General features: G+C 40.1%; 17 protein-coding genes. 7 read left to right on the forward strand and 10 right to left on the reverse strand.

Features of this window, described 5'->3' with window-relative positions:
• Positions 1-67: 67 nt before the first annotated feature.
• A complete protein-coding gene (gene sufA, locus N5852_RS07710) occupies positions 68-451 on the reverse strand; it encodes a Fe-S cluster assembly scaffold SufA (protein WP_262097251.1) in 384 nt (127 codons plus the stop codon).
• Positions 452-740: 289 nt separating this feature from the next.
• On the opposite strand from sufA, the gene N5852_RS07715 reads away from it, so the two are divergent.
• Both N5852_RS07715 and N5852_RS07720 read left to right on the forward strand, forming a co-directional pair.
• Positions 741-1,133 (forward strand): c-type cytochrome, encoded by a 393-nt coding sequence (locus tag N5852_RS07715; protein ID WP_262097252.1) that lies wholly within the window; start codon positions 741-743, stop codon positions 1,131-1,133.
• Positions 1,134-1,617: 484 nt separating this feature from the next.
• Entirely contained in the window at positions 1,618-2,223 is a 606-nt protein-coding gene (locus tag N5852_RS07720) for a shikimate kinase (protein WP_262097253.1), read from the forward strand.
• Positions 2,224-2,580: 357 nt separating this feature from the next.
• On the opposite strand, the gene N5852_RS07725 is transcribed toward N5852_RS07720, so the two are convergent.
• Positions 2,581-4,095: a D-alanyl-D-alanine carboxypeptidase gene (locus N5852_RS07725; protein ID WP_262097254.1), complete on the reverse strand. Its 1,515-nt coding sequence runs from the start codon at positions 4,093-4,095 to the stop codon at positions 2,581-2,583.
• Positions 4,096-4,497: 402 nt separating this feature from the next.
• Between N5852_RS07725 and clpS the strand changes: the two genes are divergently transcribed.
• The 3 genes from clpS to N5852_RS07740 all read left to right on the forward strand — a co-directional run bounded on the left by clpS (position 4,498) and on the right by N5852_RS07740 (position 9,272).
• Positions 4,498-4,830, forward strand: coding sequence for an ATP-dependent Clp protease adapter ClpS (gene clpS, locus N5852_RS07730; protein ID WP_262097255.1), 333 nt, complete (start codon positions 4,498-4,500; stop codon positions 4,828-4,830).
• 538 nt (positions 4,831-5,368) lie between these two features.
• Positions 5,369-7,729 (forward strand): ATP-dependent Clp protease ATP-binding subunit ClpA, encoded by a 2,361-nt coding sequence (gene clpA / locus N5852_RS07735; RefSeq protein ID WP_262097257.1) that lies wholly within the window; start codon positions 5,369-5,371, stop codon positions 7,727-7,729.
• A gap of 145 nt (positions 7,730-7,874) precedes the next feature.
• The gene (locus N5852_RS07740; protein WP_262097259.1) at positions 7,875-9,272 is read left to right on the forward strand and encodes an FAD-binding oxidoreductase; all 1,398 of its coding nucleotides are present in this window, start codon (positions 7,875-7,877) and stop codon (positions 9,270-9,272) included.
• Positions 9,273-9,420: 148 nt separating this feature from the next.
• Here N5852_RS07740 and N5852_RS07745 read toward each other — a convergent pair whose 3' ends face one another.
• The 8 genes from N5852_RS07745 to cobU all read right to left on the reverse strand — a co-directional run bounded on the left by N5852_RS07745 (position 9,421) and on the right by cobU (position 18,629).
• Positions 9,421-9,960, reverse strand: coding sequence for a GNAT family N-acetyltransferase (locus tag N5852_RS07745; protein WP_262097260.1), 540 nt, complete (start codon positions 9,958-9,960; stop codon positions 9,421-9,423).
• Positions 9,961-9,975: 15 nt separating this feature from the next.
• Complete coding sequence (gene sseA, locus N5852_RS07750) at positions 9,976-10,824, reverse strand: 3-mercaptopyruvate sulfurtransferase (RefSeq protein ID WP_262097261.1); 849 nt, start codon at positions 10,822-10,824, stop codon at positions 9,976-9,978.
• Positions 10,825-10,957: 133 nt separating this feature from the next.
• The gene (locus N5852_RS07755) at positions 10,958-11,986 is read right to left on the reverse strand and encodes a cysteine synthase A (protein WP_262097262.1); all 1,029 of its coding nucleotides are present in this window, start codon (positions 11,984-11,986) and stop codon (positions 10,958-10,960) included.
• A gap of 256 nt (positions 11,987-12,242) precedes the next feature.
• The gene (locus N5852_RS07760; protein WP_262097263.1) at positions 12,243-12,671 is read right to left on the reverse strand and encodes an EamA family transporter; all 429 of its coding nucleotides are present in this window, start codon (positions 12,669-12,671) and stop codon (positions 12,243-12,245) included.
• Position 12,672: 1 nt separating this feature from the next.
• Positions 12,673-13,296 carry a cob(I)yrinic acid a,c-diamide adenosyltransferase gene (gene cobO / locus N5852_RS07765; RefSeq protein WP_262080459.1) on the reverse strand — a complete coding sequence of 208 codons (624 nt, stop codon included), beginning with the start codon at positions 13,294-13,296 and terminating at the stop codon, positions 12,673-12,675.
• A 1-nt stretch (position 13,297) separates the two neighbouring features.
• A complete protein-coding gene (gene cobN, locus N5852_RS07770; protein WP_262097264.1) occupies positions 13,298-17,044 on the reverse strand; it encodes a cobaltochelatase subunit CobN in 3,747 nt (1,248 codons plus the stop codon).
• 2 nt (positions 17,045-17,046) lie between these two features.
• A complete protein-coding gene (gene cobW, locus N5852_RS07775) occupies positions 17,047-18,111 on the reverse strand; it encodes a cobalamin biosynthesis protein CobW (RefSeq protein ID WP_262097265.1) in 1,065 nt (354 codons plus the stop codon).
• A 2-nt stretch (positions 18,112-18,113) separates the two neighbouring features.
• The gene (gene cobU / locus N5852_RS07780) at positions 18,114-18,629 is read right to left on the reverse strand and encodes a bifunctional adenosylcobinamide kinase/adenosylcobinamide-phosphate guanylyltransferase (protein ID WP_262097266.1); all 516 of its coding nucleotides are present in this window, start codon (positions 18,627-18,629) and stop codon (positions 18,114-18,116) included.
• Positions 18,630-18,846: 217 nt separating this feature from the next.
• Here cobU and N5852_RS07785 point away from each other — a divergent pair, with 217 nt between their 5' ends.
• Both N5852_RS07785 and glpD read left to right on the forward strand, forming a co-directional pair.
• A complete protein-coding gene (locus N5852_RS07785) occupies positions 18,847-19,392 on the forward strand; it encodes a flavin reductase family protein (RefSeq protein ID WP_262097267.1) in 546 nt (181 codons plus the stop codon).
• Positions 19,393-19,966: 574 nt separating this feature from the next.
• Positions 19,967-21,454 (forward strand): glycerol-3-phosphate dehydrogenase, encoded by a 1,488-nt coding sequence (glpD, locus tag N5852_RS07790; RefSeq protein WP_262097268.1) that lies wholly within the window; start codon positions 19,967-19,969, stop codon positions 21,452-21,454.
• The last annotated feature ends 43 nt before the right edge of the window (positions 21,455-21,497 follow it).

A 21,497-nucleotide genomic window follows, 5' to 3' on the forward strand; every position in this document is an offset into this window, starting at 1 on the left:
ACTTAAACAACAATAAAACACAGCTTTGTTCATTTGCGTGGCTTAAAATTTGTTTGTTAAAATTAGGTTATACAGCCTGCGCTCGCCGTTTCTCTAATATCTCCATAGTTACTGGAGTTAGTTCCACTGATTCACCGCACCCGCAAGCAGATGTCTGATTGGGATTATTAAAGACAAACCCTGTTCGAAGTGTCGTCATTTCAAAATCCATTTGAGTGCCAAGCAAGAATAAAACCGCATCACGACCGACAAAAACGCGTGCACCGTCTTTTTCAACAATATCGAAATTGCCGTCAGATTCCTTCATTAGATTAATTGTATATTCCATACCAGCACAGCCACCCTTTTTTATACCAATGTGGATGCCTTGGGCGTCAGGATTATTTTCCATAATCTCTTTAATACGTGCAACAGCGCTGTCTGTTAAAGATATAACGGCAAAACGGCTCATTTTTTCAACCTTTCAATCGGTTTTATATGTAGTGCGCATGATTGATAAACGCAAGAACTCTCGCAATAATTTCATTGCACTTGCAAATATCCATTGTAGATTAAATATTCATAGCTGACAATTTTAATCGTCTTGGTTTTCTTTTGGTGTTTTTACTACTGTTAATTTATGAAATGCAGTGGCGATTTGCCGCCATAGACAATTGTTGTATTCCATTCTATCTAGAACTGATTTAACTTGAAGCAAAACTTAAAGATCAGCAACTTAACCAATCTCTATGAAAACACATTTGATAAAATATTTTTTGGCAGTAACAATATTTGCTCTTCCGGTTATTTCAATTGCCCAAGAGGCGCAAAGCGATTATGAACGCGGCGCGAAAATTTACAAACGCTGTGCTGTTTGTCATTTGATTGATAGCGATAAAAACCGCGTCGGCCCGTCACTGCAAAATATCATCGAGCGAACGGCAGGTTCATTACCTAATTTTCTCTATTCACCCGCCATGAAAAAGGCGGGGGAAGAAGGACTTGTCTGGAATAAGGACACATTGCGAGAATTTTTGCTTGGCCCCCAAGCGATGATTAAAGGCAATAGAATGGCAAATATTCGCTTTGCAAGCGATGAGAATATTGATGATTTAATTGCCTATATTATAAAATATTCTTCAGACAATAGATAAATTAATAGATAGTTTTATCTTGCCCTTACACCATCGGATACATTTATAATAACACTATTAGTCCTAGTTTTTAGTGAACGCAAAAAAACATCACTGCTAGCGCACATTATTGCAATAATATTATTGCGCTTCTATTTTATGATTACAAATATCAGTAAATTTAGATAAATATTCAATACTCTATTTTTGATAATTAATAGGCTGCATTGGAGGGTCGAACATATCGAAAACGGATATTGATGTAGGATAAACGTTAATTGGCTAAACGAAATTTTACCCGGATGAATTCCTACACGCAAAGTCACTAAAAGAAGATTTTGGGGGAAATTCTGACTAATCATTTATGAATATACAATCAAGCAACTCCCGTCTAAAACTATGTTTTAAAATTTTTCACAAAAAACTTGCACTTTAAAGCGAAAAACAGGTAAGAAATGCGCCTACCCTCTTGACTTGGTGCGCGATAAATGTCGAAAGATTTTAAATGAGTAAAAATATTTCGATCAATAAAGCTATCAATCGGCTGCGCAGCAATATTGGCGAGCGCTCGCTGGTGCTTGTTGGTTTAATGGGAGCGGGTAAGACGACGATTGGCAAAAGACTTGCCCACTTTCTTGGTCTAGATTTTTATGACGCTGACCATGAAATAGAACACGCTTCACAAATGAGCATTAGCGAAATTTTTGCTCAATATGGCGAACAAGAATTTAGAGATCTTGAAAAGCGGGTTATTTTACGCTTATTAAATAAAGGTCCTATTGTTTTAGCAACGGGCGGTGGTGCTTATATTAACGAGCAAACACGTGAAGCAATTCACAATCAAGCGCTTGCTATATGGCTTGATGCTGATCTCGATACTTTAATGGATCGTGTATCACGCCGCAGCCATAGGCCGCTTTTACAAAATGACAATCCACGCGCCGTAATGGAACGCTTGATAAAGGAGCGTTACCCAATTTACGCCAAAGCTCATCTTTCAGTAATGAGTACACGTGGCAAACGTGACACGGTAACACGGCAAGTTATTAAAAATGTTGACGCCTATCTTAGCAGCCAAAATGAAACTATTAGTCCAATTGCGGATCAATAAAAAAAATTGCATTAGCTCATTGTTAGAGCCTATTAGTTTTAGAAAAAGATTGCATAAATACTGGTTAAATAATTCATTATGCATTCTTAGCGATAGATCTTTAAATAACTGGAATTCTTTGTTTTAATATAGGCTGTGCCTTTAATCAGCAAACTGCCAAAAACTTTAAACGCTCTTATGACTTTTACTGTATGCAGAACCTTAAGCAGGCAATGAATAGCATTATGGTAAATCTATTTAAAAAAATCAGCGTTGAGCTAACTTGTGAATCTAACTTCAAATAGAAAAAGTCAGGCCTACCGATCCAACGGGGAGCCTGACCTAAAGCATAGTTTCATGCTATTTATATATTAAATATTAATCTTCCAAAGCATAGCAGGCGATTCCTGCATCTTTAAGACTATTACAAGCCTGCCAAGCTGCTGTTTTTGACTGAAAACCTGAGAATCGTGCGCGGTAAAAACGCTCATTTCCTTGATCAAAAACTGCAAGGAAAGGATCCGCACCAGCTAATGCCTGACGTCCAGCAGCGCCGGCTTGCGCTAAGGCTTCATTAGCTTCGGCAGTAGTTGATTTTGACCCTACTTGAATAACCCAACCTTTTTTTGAATTGCTGATTGACGAGGTAATAACGGTATCCAAATCATCTGGCACAGGAATAACATCATCTTGCGGCACAGCAATCACATCATTATTTATTGTACTAGCAACAACATCTTCTACAACAGCGGTATTGTCCTTAGCATTCGCTTTACTAAAGCTTGCCTTAAACACGGGCTTTGGTGGATTTTTAATCGGCGAACTTTCAATTACAACATCATTGGCAGCCGCAATTGCGGGTGGTAGTTTCGCATTGCGAGAAGCAAGAGCCGTCAATAATGCTGCATCATGTTCTCGATCTGTTACGCTAGCAACTTCAACTTTTGCTGCAGGTTGAACTTGGTTGTTACGAGCAACTGGAATTGGAGCCTCATGGCCCTTTGGCAATTCAAAACTACGGCTTGCAACAAGCGGGGCAGCGCTGCGGTTACCGGTACCACCATCAATATAGGTAAGCAATAATTCACGCATATGCTGGTCACGCAACGGCCCAGAGCGACCACCCATAACTACACCAACGATTGATTTATTGCCTACACGCATAGAGGTTGCAAGATTAAATCCTGACATGCGTGTGTAACCAGTTTTGATTCCATCAACACCTTTCATTGCACCGACAAGGCGATTATGACCATTGATGGTTTTACCGCGAAAGTTTACACTTGTTGCGGAAAACCAACCATATTGACGAGGAAAATGCTCACGCAATGCTAGTGATAGCAACGCCATATCGCGCGCAGTAGTGTAATTGCGTGGATCAGGCAAACCAGAAGCATTGACAAAATTTGTATTCATCATGCCAAGGCGACGTGCTTTTGCTGTCATCATTTGGCCAAAGCGTGCTTCCGAACCACCAAGATATTCAGCGATTGCTGTTGCAACATCATTTGCTGATCGCGTTATTAGCGTTCTCGCAGCAATTTCTGCAGGAATTGTTTGCCCTGCTTTAAAACCAATTTTTGTCGGAGGACGCGAAGCAGCATAAGCAGAAACAGGAATAGGTGTATTAGATGAAATACGCCCTGATTGCATGGCTTCAAAAAGCATATAAAGTGTCATCATCTTGGTTAATGATGCTGGATAACGCTTTGCATTAGCATTTTCCTGAAAAAGAGTTTTACCTGAATTCGCATCAATAACAATTGCAGCATATTTATCGGCATAAGCTCCCTTGGGAGCAGCAGAAGCAATATTTGCACCTAACGACACCGCAACAACAGCTATCGTCGACTTGCAAAAAAATGATGTTAATTTTCCAATAGTTTTACGCACATCTACACCCTGCTTTTAAGCATTACACTTCAGCGCTAACAATTCGCTTAACGATGATTTGGTGTTAGATTAGTGTAAACAGCGTTACTAATCCGTTTACGCCCGTTCAATTTTCAGATTTTTTTTAAACAATTTTCATTATTTTAACGTGAACAAAAGAAGAAAGTAAAAAGGCAAAAAGAAAACAAATCGTAAACATTAAAAATATTTACGTTAAAAAACAAATATATAACAAAATTAACCATAAAATAAATTAGTAACTAAACAATGCGACAATAAATGAAGAAACATTTCAATAGTTGCAATCATCCTATAAGGGGGTAAAATTACTAAAATTTATTTTATGAAAGGCTTTAGACAATGCTCTTGCCCAAGGAAGCAAAAAAATTGGGGAATCTTTATATGCAAAAAGACAGCACCAACAGCCATAGCGAAAGCGATTCTGAAATTGCTGTAGAGGCACGTACGCGGCCCAAAATAAAAAAGCCGAATCTATATCGCGTTATTCTGTTAAACGACGATTATACGCCCATGAATTTTGTAATCGATATTCTTTTGGAGGTTTTTCATAAAACTTTAGAAGAAGCTACAGCCATTACTTTTTCGGTTCATCATCTTGGTGCCGGTGAGTGCGGCATATATACTTATGAAGTGGCGGAGGAAAAAGTTAATCAGGTGTTGAGCTCTGCACGCAAGGAACAACATCCACTCCAATGCATTATGGAAAAAAAATAAAATTTTTTATAAATTTTAGTGCCTGCTTTTAAAAAGTCATAACATAAAAATTTTTCATCGTTAGAATATGGTAATCCTTCCAAGCCATGATCGATTATATTTCACTTGATTTTATCAATGATCCTCAAAATACAATCTATATAACACGCAAGTTGCGTTGAAAAAGTAAAACTAAATATGTAAAATCAATAAATGGTAGAAACCAAAAATTTAAAAATTCTAGCCAATGCGGGCTTGATTGCTTAGTCTTTGCTAAAATTATGGATAAAATTCAATTTATTAAGCTTGTAAAATCAAAAAAATATGCCGCCGAATGTTAGTTTTACACCAATAAATTTTGCTACCCATATTATTACAAAGATTTTCGACAAAACACTTGAAGAGACTAAAGCAATTACCTATTCTGTAAACCAACATGCTGCTGCAAATGTGGTATTTACACATATGAAATTGCTTGAGAGAAACTTGCCCTATACGTCTGTTTGCAAACTAGTCGCAATATTCTCTACAAGGCGTAATGGAAAATAAGTGAGGTTGTATGCCATCTTTTACCCCTGGCCTTGAAATGGCTTTACACCGCGCATTAACATTTGCGAATGAAAGTCGCCATGAATATACAACATTGGAACACCTTCTTCTTGCACTGATCGAAGAAGACGATGCCGCTAATGTTATGCGTGCATGCGGTGTTGATCTTGATATATTAGCTGCGAGAATAAAAGATTACATCCAGACTGAGCTTGATAAGCAGGTTATGGCAGATGACCATGACACCAAACCCACTACCGCTTTTCAGCGGGTCATTCAACGTGCAGTCATCCATGCGCAGTCGGCAAGTAAAGATGATGTAACCGGCGGCAATGTTTTAGTTGCTATTTTTGCAGAGCGTGAAAGCCACGCTGCATTTTTTCTGCAAGAACAGGAAATGACACGCTACGATGCAGTCAATTATTTGTCTCACGGCATAGCCAAGGCCGGTAGTATTCCCGATAATATGATTTTTTATGAAGATTTCGAAGTCAATGATGATGACGACATCGACACCAAAAAAGCATCTGATGCCTTATCATCCTATTGCGTGAATTTAAATGAGCGAGCCAAAGAGGGGAAGATTGATCCACTTATTGGTCGCGATAATGAAGTTAATCGCACTATACAGATTTTATGCAGGCGCTCAAAAAACAATCCGCTATATGTGGGTGAACCAGGGGTTGGCAAGACTGCTATTGCTGAAGGTTTAGCAAGACGCATTGTTGATAAGCAAGTGCCGGAAGTTTTAGCAGAAGCCACAATTTTTTCACTTGATATCGGTGTCTTATTAGCTGGAACTCGCTATCGTGGAGATTTTGAGGATCGCTTAAAGCAAGTTGTAACTGAGCTTGGCAATCAACCAAAAGCGGTGCTTTTCATTGATGAGATCCACACAATTATTGGCGCTGGCGCTACATCAGGCGGTACGATGGATGCTGCAAATCTGTTAAAGCCTGCGCTTGCATCAGGTGCAATACGCTGTATGGGGTCGACCACTTATAAGGAATATCGGCAAATCTTTGAAAAAGATCGCGCTTTGGTTCGACGCTTTCAAAAAATTGACGTAAAAGAACCAACACTAAGTGAAGCGCTCGACATTATGAAAGGCTTAAAGCCATATTTTGAAGAATATCATAGTGTAAAATTTACAGATGAAGCATTAAAGGCTGCGGTTGATTTATCCGCCCGTTATATTTCTGATCGTCAATTGCCGGATAAAGCGATTGATGTCATTGATGAAACGGGAGCAGCTCAAGTTCTTTTACCGGAAAAAAAGCGTAAAAAAACGATTACCGCCAAGGAAATCGAAGCAACAATCGCAAGTATGGCACATATACCACCTAAAACCGTGTCACGCGATGACAGACAAGTTTTATCTAATCTTTTCAATGAATTAAAACGCGTTATTTATGGTCAAGATAAAGCGATTGAAGCATTAACTAGTTCGATTAAGCTTGCGCGTGCCGGCCTTCGCGAACCGAACAAACCGATTGGCAGCTATCTTTTTTCTGGCCCAACGGGGGTTGGTAAAACCGAAGCCGCAAAGCAACTTGCATCTTCTTTAGGCGTTGAACTATTGCGGTTTGATATGTCTGAATATATGGAACAGCATTCGGTATCGCGCTTAATCGGCGCACCTCCCGGCTATGTTGGATATGATCAAGGTGGACTAATCACCGATGCCGTTGATCAGCACCGTCATGCGGTTTTGCTGCTTGATGAAATTGAAAAAGCTCATCCCGATGTCTACAATGTGCTATTGCAGGTAATGGATAATGGCAAGCTTACTGATCATAATGGCAAGCAAATTGATTTTCGCAACATCATTTTGATCATGACCACTAATGCTGGCGCATCAGACCTTGAAAAGGCAGCTATTGGTTTTGGCGATACGAAACGCACCGGCGATGATATTGAAGCAATTAACCGGCAATTCACACCAGAATTTCGTAATCGCCTTGATGCGATCATTCCATTTGGCCCCTTGGCAATGCCGGTCATTTACCAAGTAGTTCAAAAATTTGTTATTCAACTTGAAGCACAACTTGCCGATCGTGGTATTACCTTTGACCTCACTGATGGCGCAATTAAATGGCTGGCTGAAAAAGGTTATGACTCTCGAATGGGCGCACGCCCTTTGGCTCGTATCATACAAGAACACATTAAAAAACCGCTTGCAGATGAAATTCTTTTTGGAAAGTTACGCAAAGGTGGTACCGTTCGCGTTGCGCTTAATAAGAATAATAACGGTATTGCACTTGATATCTTACCAGCTGACACACCTATTCGTGCCCCAAAGACAAATGATAAAAAGAATGAGGATGCCTATCTTGGTGATATATCAGATGAAAGCGAAAGCAGCATTTAATATGTGAGCTTAGATCATGGATAAAAACCAAAAGTTTTATTAAAAATTTATTACTAAAGCTGTGAGGTAAGTTAACATATAACTTTTAACTTACTGTAAATTTATCTTTTTTTAAAAAATATATTGATAATACGGGGCAATAGCAATGCGTGTAAAGATAATGGATGCCAACCTTGAAAAAGGTCTTAAAGCACTGTCGGACAAATTTGGCGTGAATTTTAGTAATAATGAATCAATACGCGCAAGTCATACTCACACAATTAGCACCCTTGAACATCAGCTTCCCGACTGTGTCATTTATGTTGAAAATGCTAGTGATGTACAAAGCTTAGTGTTGATTGCGCAGGAATATAATTTACCCATCATCGCTTTTAGTGCAGGCACGTCTTTAGAAGGCCAGTTAAACGCACCTTTTGGTGGCATCAGCGTTGATTTTTCTCGCATGAATAAAGTTATTGAGTTTAATCCTGACGACATGACGATAACTGTTGAACCGGGTATAACGCGAGAGGTATTAAACAGCTGGTTACGTGATAGCGGCCTGTTTTTCCCTGTTGATCCTGGTGCGAATGCCTCGATTGGTGGCATGGCATCAACTAGGGCATCCGGCACAAATGCAGTACGCTATGGCACGATGAAAGACTTGGTATTAAGTGCTGAAGCTGTTATGGCTGATGGTAGACTTATTCGAACCGCAAGCAAAGCTAAAAAAAGTGCAGCGGGCTATGATTTAACCCACTTACTTGTTGGCTCTGAAGGAACCTTAGGCCTATTCACCGCAATTACGTTAAAATTGCAACCAATTCCAGAGGTTATTGCCAGTGGGGTTTGCACATTTGAAAGCGTTAAGCATGCATGTGACGCAGTTATCGAAATGATCCAATGCGCCGTGCCGATTGCACGTGTTGAATTGATGGATCAAGTTCAGGTCGCTGCCTGTAATGCCTATTCAGGCTTGGATCTTGAAGCACGTCCAACTCTTTGCTTGGAATTTCATGGTGATAGTACGAGCGTGGATACGCAGATTGCCATATTTGATGAAATTGCCAAATCCCATGGCAGTTTAGATTTCACCTATTCACGTGATGCTGATCAGCGTGCCAAGCTTTGGAAGGCGCGCCATAACGCTTTTTGGGCAGGTGAAGCCTTAATGAAAAATTGTGAAATTTTCTCAACTGATGTCTGTGTGCCTATTTCAAAACTTGCAATTTGTGTGGAGGAAACACAAAAAGACCTGCAAGAAACAGGTTTAATGGGGCCAATTGTTGGCCATGTTGGTGATGGAAATTTTCATCTTCTGCTTGGATATGAAAAAGGAAATCCAAATGAAAGAGCCAAAGCTATGGCGTTTTCTGCCCGATTAAGCGAAAGAGCAATTTATTTTGATGGTACCTGTACGGGTGAACATGGCATTGGAGAGCGTAAAGCACCTTATTTGCGTAAGGAATTTGGGGATGGTGTGGATTTTATGCAAGTGATTAAACAAGCGCTGGATCCGAAAAATATTTTAAACCCTGGAAAATATGGTTTTGATAATTATTAAAACTAAATTTTGTGAGTGCCCTGTCTCGAATTATTTAGCTTTGAATGTTTTTATAAAATGCCGATAATATTTATTATTAATCGGCATTTTAAGTTAAAACCTCTATTTAAAGTTTCCCACTAATTCATTATAAAAGAACAAAATTCTATCAATCGTCCTTCCATGCCTCAATCATCACATCGCTGGTTGAAACGGGTTCAAAACCTAGTTTTTGATAAAGTTGCAAAGCGCGCGGGCTATCAAGTGTATTTGTCTGAATGATGAGTTTTTTTGGGTCTAAATCCCAAGCTGAAGATAGGACTTCATTTAGAAAAAATCGCGATAATCCGCGTCCTTGGTACTCCTTAATCAAGCCAAAATATAACACTTCGGCAATAGGCATATTACGCAGATTAAGCTCCGCAAAACCTGCAGGACAACCACTTATATATAAAATATAAATTACGGTTTGATCAGATTGGATAATATCCTTTATTTGTTGATCTTTTAACTTGCGTCGTACAGACCAGTGATGTTCTTTACCAATTTCACGATATAAATAACGATAAAAATGAGGAGGACATAGCTCAGCTTTCATTATAGCAAGCGCCATACCTATCGGCAATGGCACTTGATTATTGTTGCGTGCTTGCATTTCAAGGTGAGTAACACGAGCGGCGAGATATTGAGGTGATTTTTTGAAGCCCATTAAACGCATCTCCAATTATTCATCCGAAACAACAACAGTATCACTTAATGAGCCCCACTCGCTCCATGAACCGTCATAAAGTCGCACATTCTCATTTCCCAAGCCCTGCAAAGCCAACGTCAAAACAGCCGCAGTTACTCCAGAACCACAAGTCGTTACGATCGGGACCAGCGGATCGATGGAAGCATTTTTAAAAATCCCTATAATTTCTTCATTCGATTTGAATTTTCCATTATCAGCAAGCAGGGCATAGGGAATATTATGAGCATTCGGCATATGGCCAGAGCGCACACCTGCCCGCGGTTCCTTTTCTTCGCCAGAAAATCGTTTTTTTCCACGTGCATCAGCGATGGAAATGTCACCCCTAACAACGATATCGCGCATTTCATCAATAAAAACGACTTTGCTTAGATCAGCATTCGCGTTAAATATTTTTGGAGCAATAATTGTATCATTACTGGTTACAGGACGCCCTTCCTGTTGCCAAAATTTAAAGCCGCCATCAAGCACATAAACTTTTTCTGCGCCCATCAAGCGCAACAACCACCATGCACGCGGTGCAGAAAAGAGACCATCACCATCGTAAACAACTATGGTATTTTTTTCACTAACACCAAGTGCACCTAGTCCTTTTGCGAAATATTCGGCATCGGGCAATGTATGAGGTAGGGAAGACTGTGGGTCACTTAATAGATCATGGTCAAAAAACACAGCTTCTGGTATGTGCGACTTGCTATATTCTAAACGACCATTTCTATTGGCTTTTGGTAAATACCAAGATGCATCAATAATATGTATATCACTTGCACCTAATTGGCTTTCCAACCAGTCTGCAGACACGATAAAAGGATTGTTGTGAGACATTGCGTTTCCTTCCCTATTTATCCCTATATTACGCCTTTCTTGTTAAAAATCGAGAACAATTTAAGTGAGAATATGCAATTCATTCCCCCATTAATAAGGAAAGAGAAAAAACCTCGTATTATGATTTGAGAGATTATACAAAGGGAATATCATAATGTTGCGTTTTATCTAGCCATTGCGGGATTGGCAATGATTTTTCGCGCAAAAATTGTGGGTTATAGAGTTTTGATAGGTAGCGGTTACCATAATCACAAAGCATGGTAACAATGGTTTTTCCCTTCCCCAACTCGCGTGCTAAAGAAATAGCACCGGCAATATTTATACCCGATGACCCGCCAAGGCATAGGCCTTCATATTGAGCAAGATGAAACAACTCAATTAGCGCATCACTGTCACTTACCTGATAAGAAAAATCAGGCTGCAAACCATCAAGATTGGCGGTTATACGCCCTTGTCCTATCCCTTCAGTAATTGAGCTTCCTTGAGATTGCAATTGACCATTGGTGTAATAAGAATAAAGGGCTGCGCCAAAAGGATCGGCAAGACCGATTTTAATCGCTTTATTATGCTCTTTTAACCCAATAGCCGTACCAGCCAAAGTTCCGCCAGAGCCGACAGAGCAAATAAACCCATCAATATTGCCTTGTGTATCGCGCCAAATTTCTTTGGCTGTTGTCTTTATATGGGCTTCACGATTAGCAACATTATCAAATTGGTTAGCCCATAAGACGCCATTTTCAGTGGTCTTTTTCAAACTTTCGGCAAGGCGGCCTGATAATTTAACATAATTATTGTCATCACGATAAGGCACTGCTGGCACTTCAATAAGCTCGGCCCCCTGCAAGCGCAGCGCGTCTTTTTTTTCCTGTGATTGGGTGTTTGGAATAACGATAATTGTTTTATAGCCTAAAACCGCCCCCACAAGTGCAAGACCAATGCCGGTATTACCTGCTGTTCCTTCAACAATAATACCACCCTTCTTAAGTTCGCCCTTGCGTTCTACATCACGAATAATCGATAGAGCAGCCCGATCTTTAACCGATTGACCAGGGTTTAAAAATTCTGCTTTACCCCAAATTTCGCACCCAGTTAGCTCACTTGCGCGATTTAAACGGATAAGTGGCGTATTTCCAATCAGATCAAGCACAGATGTATCAGCCATGTTTTTTTCCTTTAATGTTGAGTTTTAAACATTTTGGCGACACAAATTTGCAACAGCGATTTATGTCTCTTTGGTAAACCCTGCCAACAATAAAAAGAAAACCTTACGCAATCAAAGAAAATTATACCTCTGATATATCAATATTTGATAAATTTCATTAAATATAGCGATCAATTAAAAATCTATTCTATTTAAAAAAGGGCATATCAATACCCTTTGTGAATTACGAATATCGCAAGTTATGAATTTAAAAAACTCATAACTTTAAAGATAACAATATGACGCCGCCAGCAATTAAAACAACGCCAAGCCAATTAATGCCAGATAGTTTTTCACCGAGAAACGCAACGCCAAAAATTGCGACTAAAATAACCGATAATTTATCAACCGGTGCAACTCTTGAAGCATCGCCAATTTGCAAAGCTCTAAAATAAGCAAGCCATGACGCCCCCGTTGCAAGCCCTGATAAAACGAGGAATAGCCAAGATTTAGCCGATACTTCACTTGGCTTATGCCATTGATCGGTAAGGGTTAAAAAAAGGCAGAGTGCTGCCACAATAACCAGCGTGCGTATAAACGTAGCAAAATCAGAATTAATGCCATGAATACCGACTTTTGCAAAAATTGCGGTTAATGCTGCAAAAACTGCTGATAAAACTGCCCAAAACTGCCAAGAAGCTGCCATTTTAAAACTCAACTCCCTTTTGTCCTTTTATGCCTGAGCGAAATGGATGCTTGATGAGTTCCATTTCAGTAACAAGGTCAGCTTCATCAATAAGCTCTTGCTTAGCATTGCGGCCAGTAATAATAACATGCTTCATGAATGGGCGTTCACGCACGGTTTCAAGCACTTCTTCCAAAGGCAAATAGTCATAACGCAGAACGATATTTAACTCGTCACAAAGCACCATATCGTAACTTTCATCCAAAATCATTGACTTGGCAACTTCCCAAGCTTCCCGTGCCATAGCAATGTCTTTTTCACGGTCTTGCGTTTCCCAAGTGAAGCCCTCGCCTGCCGCAAAAACGGTTACTTGATCACCAAATTTATCCAAGGCCAGACGCTCGCCAGTTGCGCGTGAACCTTTAACAAATTGAACAACACCAATTTTCATATTATGGCCAAGGGCACGAAAAACCATTCCAAAGCCAGCGGTTGATTTGCCCTTACCTTTACCGGTATTAACAATCAAAAGTCCTTTTTCACCGGTTTTTCCCTCATTCATTCGATCACGGGCGGCTTTTTTCTTCTTCATTTTTTCCGCGTGGCGGGCATTGATTTCCTCAGTTGTCATTGTGGTTTTATCCATGTCACTCACCCTTATTTTGTAATTCTTCCAGTTGAAATGCAGCTGAATTGGAGCGCCCAATCCAAAGACCACGATCTAAAGCCTCATTTAGCTTTTGTGCTATCTCACGCAGTGCTGCCGGATTTTGCTCAGTTAAAAATGATCGAACCATATCATCATTAATATAGGCATTATAAATTGCTTCAAAATGTTCGCTACGCACGGCATTTGTAGTTGCTGCAAACGCAAAAAGATAGTCAACACTCGCTGCCATTTCTACGCCCCCTTTAAAACCATGTCGCATGGCACTTGCAATCCATTTGGGATTGATAGCACGGCCACGCAATGTGCGGGCAATTTCTTCCTCCAAGGTTTTGATAAGGGGGCGTTCTGGCCTTGATAAATCATTATGATAAATTTGCGGCCATAGCCCTGATTGTGTTGCCGCTGCAGCAGCCATACCACCTTCAAAAGCATAATATTCACCAGAATCTAGTAAATCATGCTCTCTATTATCCTGATTTTGTACCACCAACTGCAAGGCAACCATTCTGGCATTTAATTCTGCGCTTGCCGTTTCCCCCTCACCTATGCCATAGGCATGATCAGAATTAGCAAGCCATGCTTTTCCAAGATCATCTCGCTTATCCCACTCGCCAGAATCAAGAAGCTCTTGTAACCCTGTGCCATAATGACCCGGTTTTGCACCAAAAATACGATAGCCCGCCTTTTGGATCGCTTGTTGATAGGTTAATCCATAACCTTCTTCCATGAAATGCGCTATATCTCCCTTCATATTAGCGGCGATCGGATTATAGGCCTCTTCTTCATCAAGCGCACCAACGGCTCTTATGGCTTGGTCAAGCAAAACCAATTGGTCAGGAAATGCGTCACGGAAAAAACCTGATATACGCAATGTGACATCAACACGCGGACGACATAATTTTTCTAAAGGTATAATTTCATATCCCGTCACCCGTCGTGATGCCATATCCCATAAAGGCTTAACGCCGATTAGGGCTAAAGCCTGCGCAATATCATCGCCACCCGTGCGCATATTGGACGTACCCCATACAGTAAGCCCTAAAGCTTTTGGCCATTCACCATGATCTTGAACATAGCGTTTTATCAACAATTCGGCAGAGCGAAAACCCAAATCCCATGCAGCAGGGGTTGGCACGGCGCGGTTATCAACTGAGTAAAAATTACGTCCCGTCGGTAAAACATCAAGTCGCCCCCGCGTTGGCGCTCCGGATGGCCCGGGGGCAACAAATTTGCCATTTAGTGCGGTAAGCAAAGCTTGCATTTCTGCATTACCGCAGCTTTCGACTAAAGGGCGCAAAAACGTATCAATTTTTTTTAAGATTATTTGAGTTTGAGGGAGCCAAGCTGGACAAATAATGGTTTTATCAACAAGACTTGCCGCTAATAATTCGATACGCTCAACACTATCACCAAAACTACGCCAAGGATCAACAGTCACATCTGCAAGGATTTGAGGCCGTTTACCTTGCCAAGGCGCTGCCATATCGCAATTTAACGGATCAAAACCTAATTCAAGATCATTAGCGATCGCACGATGCAAGCTACCATCTTCATTTTGACCACGCGGAACACGTACCAAAGCGACTAACAGATCCGTTAATTGCTTGCCCGTTGGCGCCGCACCAAAAACATGCAAACCATCTCTAATTTGCAATTCTTTCAAATCACATAAAAAAGCATCAAGTTTTTGCAAGGCAAGATCCTCATCATCTTGCCCTTTAATTCCTGCGTCACTGCCAATACCTGTTATGTCAACCAGTTGTAAAATTTGGTCTTTTAGCTTCAATAAGCGGCGGGGATCAACTCCAGATGCCTCATAATATTCATCCACCAAGATTTCTAAATCTTTAAGCGGCCCATAACTTTCAGCGCGGGTTAATGGCGGTGTCATGTGATCGATTATCACCGCACTTGATCGGCGTTTAGCTTGTGTCCCCTCACCTGGATCATTGACGATAAAGGGATAAATATGCGGTGTTGCACCAAGTGCTAATTCTGGATAACAATTGTGCGATAGTGCTAATGCTTTACCTGGTAACCATTCCAAATTGCCATGCTTACCCATATGCACAATGGCATCTGCCCCATAGACATGGCGCAGCCAAAAATAAAATGCCATATAGTGATGTGATGGCGCAATATCAGGGGCATGGTAAACTTGTTTGGCATCCATACCAAAAGCTCGCTCAGGCTGTAATGCAACCACTATTTTACCAAAGAACAGGACGGGAAGCGCAAAAGCATCATCAACAATAAATGCATCCCCCTGCGGGTCCCCCCAGCGCTCATTCATTTCAGCTTGTGTGTTCTGCGGTAATTGTGCAAATAATTGGCGATAATTCTCAAGAGACAGGGACACACAAATAATGCGGGCCTTTACGCCTTCATTGGTTGGCCCTTTGATCAGCTTTTCCATAAGAGCAAGTGGTGTTTCAGGAATATTTTCAACATCATAGCCATTATTTTGTAGAGCATTCAATACAAGATGGGTGGCTGCAGGTGTATCAAGACCAACGCCATGTCCCAAACGGCCATCCCCCCCCGGATAATTGGCCATAACTAATGCAATTTTTCGCTCAATTGGCGTTTTTTTGCCAAGTTTGATCCAATTTTTTGCTAAATCAGCAACAAAATCAACGCGATTCTGCTGTATCTGGTGGCGAATAATATTAGCTTCCACCTCTTCGTCGAAAAACTCTGCCGCTTTAAAGGATATAGCACGGGTTAAAACACGGCCGTCAACTTCCGGCAAAGAGACATTCATGGCAATGTCTCGTGCTGGCAAACCACGAGTTGATGATTGCCAAGTCGCCTTATCACTACCTGATAAAACCACTTGCAATACCATATTATGATATTTATCAAGCACTGTACCGGTTGCGTCGCCATTTAATGACGAAACTGCAAAACCCGTTGTATTGAGAATAAGCGCTGGTGGGCACTGGCTTAACAATTCTTCAAGGATAGCAACGCTTAAACTGTCTTTTAAACTGCTTAAAAAAAGTGGCAACGGTGCAACACCGCGCTGCTGTAAAGCTTCCACTATTGCTGCAATAGGCTCAGTTTGTCCACTTTGAACAAGAGCGCGGTAAAAAGTTATTGGCACAATAGGACTATTGGCAACTAACCCATTTCCTTGCCAATTTTTTTGAATTTCTGTCAAGCTAGGATTAGCAAGATTGGGCCACCAAAGTCCCGCTTTCATTAAAGGTTTTGCGTCAATTGGACGTTCATTTTTTCCTAATATAAAACCACAATATTTGAGAAAATTCTGGGCATTAAAGCTGCCACCTTCAATCAAATACTGCCATAAGGCATCGCAATCTTGGCGAGCAATGTTACAAAAACGCATCAAAGTTGGATCTGGTTTATCATCACCTGGCAAAACCACCAATTTAATATCATGCTCACAAGCGGCAGCGTAAAGCGTTTCCAAACCATAGGGCCAATAACTTACGCCGCCAATAACACGTACAACAATAAGGCGAGCGAATTTTGCGGTTCGCTCAACATACTGGTCCACCGACATCGGGTGTGAAAGAGCCATTAAATTTGCTAAGCGTAATGAATAAGCTTTATCTAAAAGCACAGATTTCGCTGCGGCTAAGCTGCATAACTCCGTATCAGCCGATGATAGAAAAATAACCTCACCTGCCGATTGGCCAAGATCAATTGCCTCATCAGCGTCGCTGATTGCACCTTTTTGCGCCAGTAAAAGATGCATTATTAGGTCTTATCAGCTAGTTGTTGAATGGAGTTTGTAATTTTTGTAGCATCCATATCATGCAATCCAATCACAACTAAGCGACTTAAACCCTTTTCACCTTCATTAAGTGGACGATCATAGTAATGTTGAATACGACTGCCAACAGCTTGAACAACAAGGCGCATGGCTTTGCCTTTAACCGCCATAAAACCCTTAAGGCGTAAAATATCATTGTCACTTATAATATTTTTTAATCTATCAACAAAAAGGCTTGGATTGGTGATTTCACCAAGCTCAACCACAAAACTCTCAAATTCATCATGACTATGGGCTTCCCCTTCTTCATGATGCATCTCATGATGGGATTTACGATTTTCAATGTCGCTTTCTGTGCCAATATTTAAACCAAGCAATATATCTGCACCAAGTTTGCCAAAATTAGCAGCAACCATATTAGCAACCCGTTCGCCATGGGCTGCAATAGTTTCTTTAACTTCTGCTAATTGCTGCTCATCAATTAAGTCAGTTTTATTCAAGACAATGAGGTCCGCAGCCTTTATTTGGTCTTCAAAGAGTTCTTCTAATGGGCTTTCATGGTCTAGCGATTCATCAGTTGCACGTTGGGCAGCAATCTTATCATGGTCATCGGCAAAGCGTCCCTCAGCAACCGCCGCACTATCAACAACGGTAATAACGCCATCAACGGTTACGGATGTTTTAATTTCAGGCCAATTAAAAGCTGCCACCAAGGGCTGAGGCAGGGCAAGCCCAGATGTTTCAATAATAATATGATCAGGCCGCTCACTACGTGCCAATATCTTGGTCATTGCAGGTATAAAATCATCAGCAACGGTACAACAAATACAACCATTATTTAGCTCGATAACATCTTCTTCCTTGCAATTTTCAATTCCACAACTTTTAAGCAGATTACCATCAACGCCAAAATCACCAAATTCATTAATAATCAAAGCTATCCGTTTACCATTCGCATTTTCAAGCAAATGACGGATCATAGTTGTTTTACCAGATCCCAAAAAACCTGTGATGACGGTGGTCGGAATTTTGGTTGTTAGTAATGTCATAACTAATTACCCTTTAATTGGATTGGAAGTCCTGCTGCAATAAAATAAACATTATCAGCATAGCTAGCAATTTTTTGATTGAGCTCACCGGCAAAGTCGCGAAACTGCCGGCCTAGTTTGTTGTCTGGCACTATACCCAAGCCTACTTCATTAGCAACAAAAACAAGATGGGATTGATTGTTTTCAAGTTGGTTTAACAAAGCATTTTGATAGGCTGCAATATCATAGCCATTAAGCATTAAATTGCTAAGCCATAATGTCAAGCAATCAACCAGAATAATATTATCCGGGCTATTCAAGTTTTTGAGTGCTACACCCAACTCTAATGGACATTCTAAAGTTTGCCAATAATCTTTTCGCCGTTCTTTGTGCAACTGAATTCGACTTTTCATCTCGTCATCGAAGGCTTGTGCTGTCGCTAAATAAACCGCTGTTAAATCTGTTTGTAAAACTAAATTTTCTGCGAATACTGATTTTCCAGAACGCGTTCCTCCTAGAACCAAATCAATGCGTGCCATATTACCTTCCCTATATTAAGATCTGCGTTATTTTATAAATGTTCTAAAAAGACCAATCTTTTTCTTTATGGTTGTATTCAAGCTCTTCACAAGCTTTATAAATTAAACTAGACCTTATCGGTGATTAAGCATGACTGCGGTAAAACTATATCATTATTTTTTCAAGGTATTCCTAAAAAACTCTTGATTAAAAGTGAAATTAATATGGACGTATTTTATGACTGACCCAATTAACACGATTGAATTAGAAAAAATGGAGCCAATTGCATCGCAATCTTATCGCGATGCGATGAGCCATTTTGCAGCTGCTGTCCATATTGTAACAACTGATGGACTTGCTGGAAAGCGAGCTACCACTATATCAGCTTGCTGCTCGTTATCAGATTCGCCGCCTACACTATTGGTGTGCTTAATGAAAACTCATTCAAATAATCGCTTTTTTATCGACAATGGTCGATTTTGTATAAATACACTCGCAAGTAATTCACAAAATCTTTCTGATATATTTGGCGGGCGCACCACTATTCCGCCAGAAGAGCGTTTTGAAAAGGCTAAATGGCAGACTTTAAAAACGGGAGCACCAGCTCTAATTGGCGCGCTCGCTTCATTTGATTGCCGACTTGTTGGTTGGCATGAACATGACACTCATTATGTGCTTTACGGTGCTGTCGTTGATATTCAAATAGCTGACGCCGATGATGCTTTAATCTATTTAAACCGAGCCTACCACTATCTGCCATTAAAAAGCGATAAAAACGTTTAATATCGGCACTTAATGTAAAAAATGCTTTATTGATCTTCCCAATATATATTATTGGTGATTAATTACAGCTAAATACACTCGCTTTAACTATAAAGTCTGCCCATACTCCAAGACTATTTTTCTTTTTTTTCCGTAACATTTATTCTACTGTATTGCTGTTATTGTAGATGCAAATACTGCCTAACTACCGCAGCAAGATTACCGCCCTCCTGCATTATTTCACTAAATATCCTTACAAAAATGTATTTTTCACGACAGTATTTTTAATATATAACAACAACTTATCAAAAAAGTGCATTTTTTTATGTATGAGTGTTTTTTTTATTTTTTTTCTTCATATTGTCATTTAAGCGTGAAACAATAGCGACAATTATAAAATATTTAAATTATATTTTATGTGAGTTAAATTTTTTTATTATAAATATAATATAGATTTTTATTACTTAATTTAAATCAAATTGTATTTCAATAATAATTATATCAAATTAATTCAATATAATTATAAGTAAAAACAATATCAATATTTATTTATATCAATTTACATCAATCTATGTAGTTTAAGCAAGGTACTTTAATGATAAAACATTTTGATGTGTTTATTATTGGTGGAGGAATTAATGGCTGCGGTTTAGCCCGTGATGCGGCTGGCCGTGGCTTTAGTGTTTGCCTTGCGGAAATGAATGACCTTGCATCCGGCGCATCATCGGCATCAACCAAGCTTATTCATGGTGGTTTGCGTTATCTTGAGCAAGGCGCCTTTAATTTGGTTCGCGATGGTTTAAAAGAACGCGAAACCATTTGGAAAATTGCACCCCATATTGTGCAGCCACTGCAATTTTTGTTACCCCACCATAGCAATATTAGGCCTAAATGGTTATTAAATATGGGTATGTTTATTTATGGTCGCTTGGCTGGACGCAGCGAACTTCACCACGCGCGATCAGTTAATTTGGCTGATTTGGCTCAAAATCCGTTAAAACCCAATTATGATAAAGGTTTTGAATATTATGATACGCAAGTTGATGATGCGCGCCTTGCTATTTTAAATGCCCGCCATGCGCAACAATTGGGGGCAGATATATGTGTACGGAGTAAAGTCATTGCCGTAAAAATTGAAAATGATAAATGGCACATCACCGTGCAACGTGAAGGACAAAGACAGGAACGCCATTTGACCGCAAGTTTTTTGGTAAATATGGCCGGAGCTTGGATGGATAGTATATTGAGCGACGTTGCAAATATAAAGAACCATTCGCCTATAAGGCTTGTGCAAGGCTCTCATATTGTTGTACCGCGCCTATATCAACATGATCAAGCTTATATGTTTCAAAATGCCGATAAACGCGTCCTTTTTGCAATACCCTTTCAGCAAGATTTCACCCTTATCGGCACAACCGATATAGATTATCACGGTGATCCTAGTAGAGTAAAAATTACACCTCACGAGATAGATTATTTATGTGCCGCATCAAACGAATATTTCATGCAGCAAATTGATCCAGAAAAGGTAATCTGGTCCTTTTCTGGAATTAGAGCTTTATATGATAGCGGAGAAAAAAATGCTCAGGAAACTAGCCGCGATTATCTTTTAAAACTTGCCGATGTCAAACTACCGCTCCTAACTTTATATGGCGGCAAAATGACGACTTTTCGCAAGCTTGCCGAAGATGCGATGGTGTTTATTGAAAAACATCTTGGAAAACGCAAAAGAAAATGGACTGCGAATGTTTGTTTACCAGGCGGAGATTTCCCCCATGGTGATTTTGATGGCTTAGAAAAAACTATAGCTAAAATGTTGCCGACGTTGGACGCTTTTACCATTCACCGTTTGACAAGTGGCTACGGGACTGATGTTTTCCATATTTTTAACAAGGAAAATAATAGTTTTGGCCATGATTTTGGTCATGGATTATTTGAGGTTGAAGTAGAGTGGCTAATCGCACAAGAATGGGCAAAAACCGCCAACGATATTTTATGGCGACGCACCAAGTTGGGCCTACGTTTTAATGATCAACAACGTGAAGCATTGGAAAATTATCTATCTGATCGTTTAGCCTCATAGGCTAAGTAATTAAATCATAGTGATATTTAAGCCAGAACGATCA

It is taken from the genome of Bartonella sp. HY328, assembly GCF_025449335.1.
Lineage (GTDB): Bacteria > Pseudomonadota > Alphaproteobacteria > Rhizobiales > Rhizobiaceae > HY038.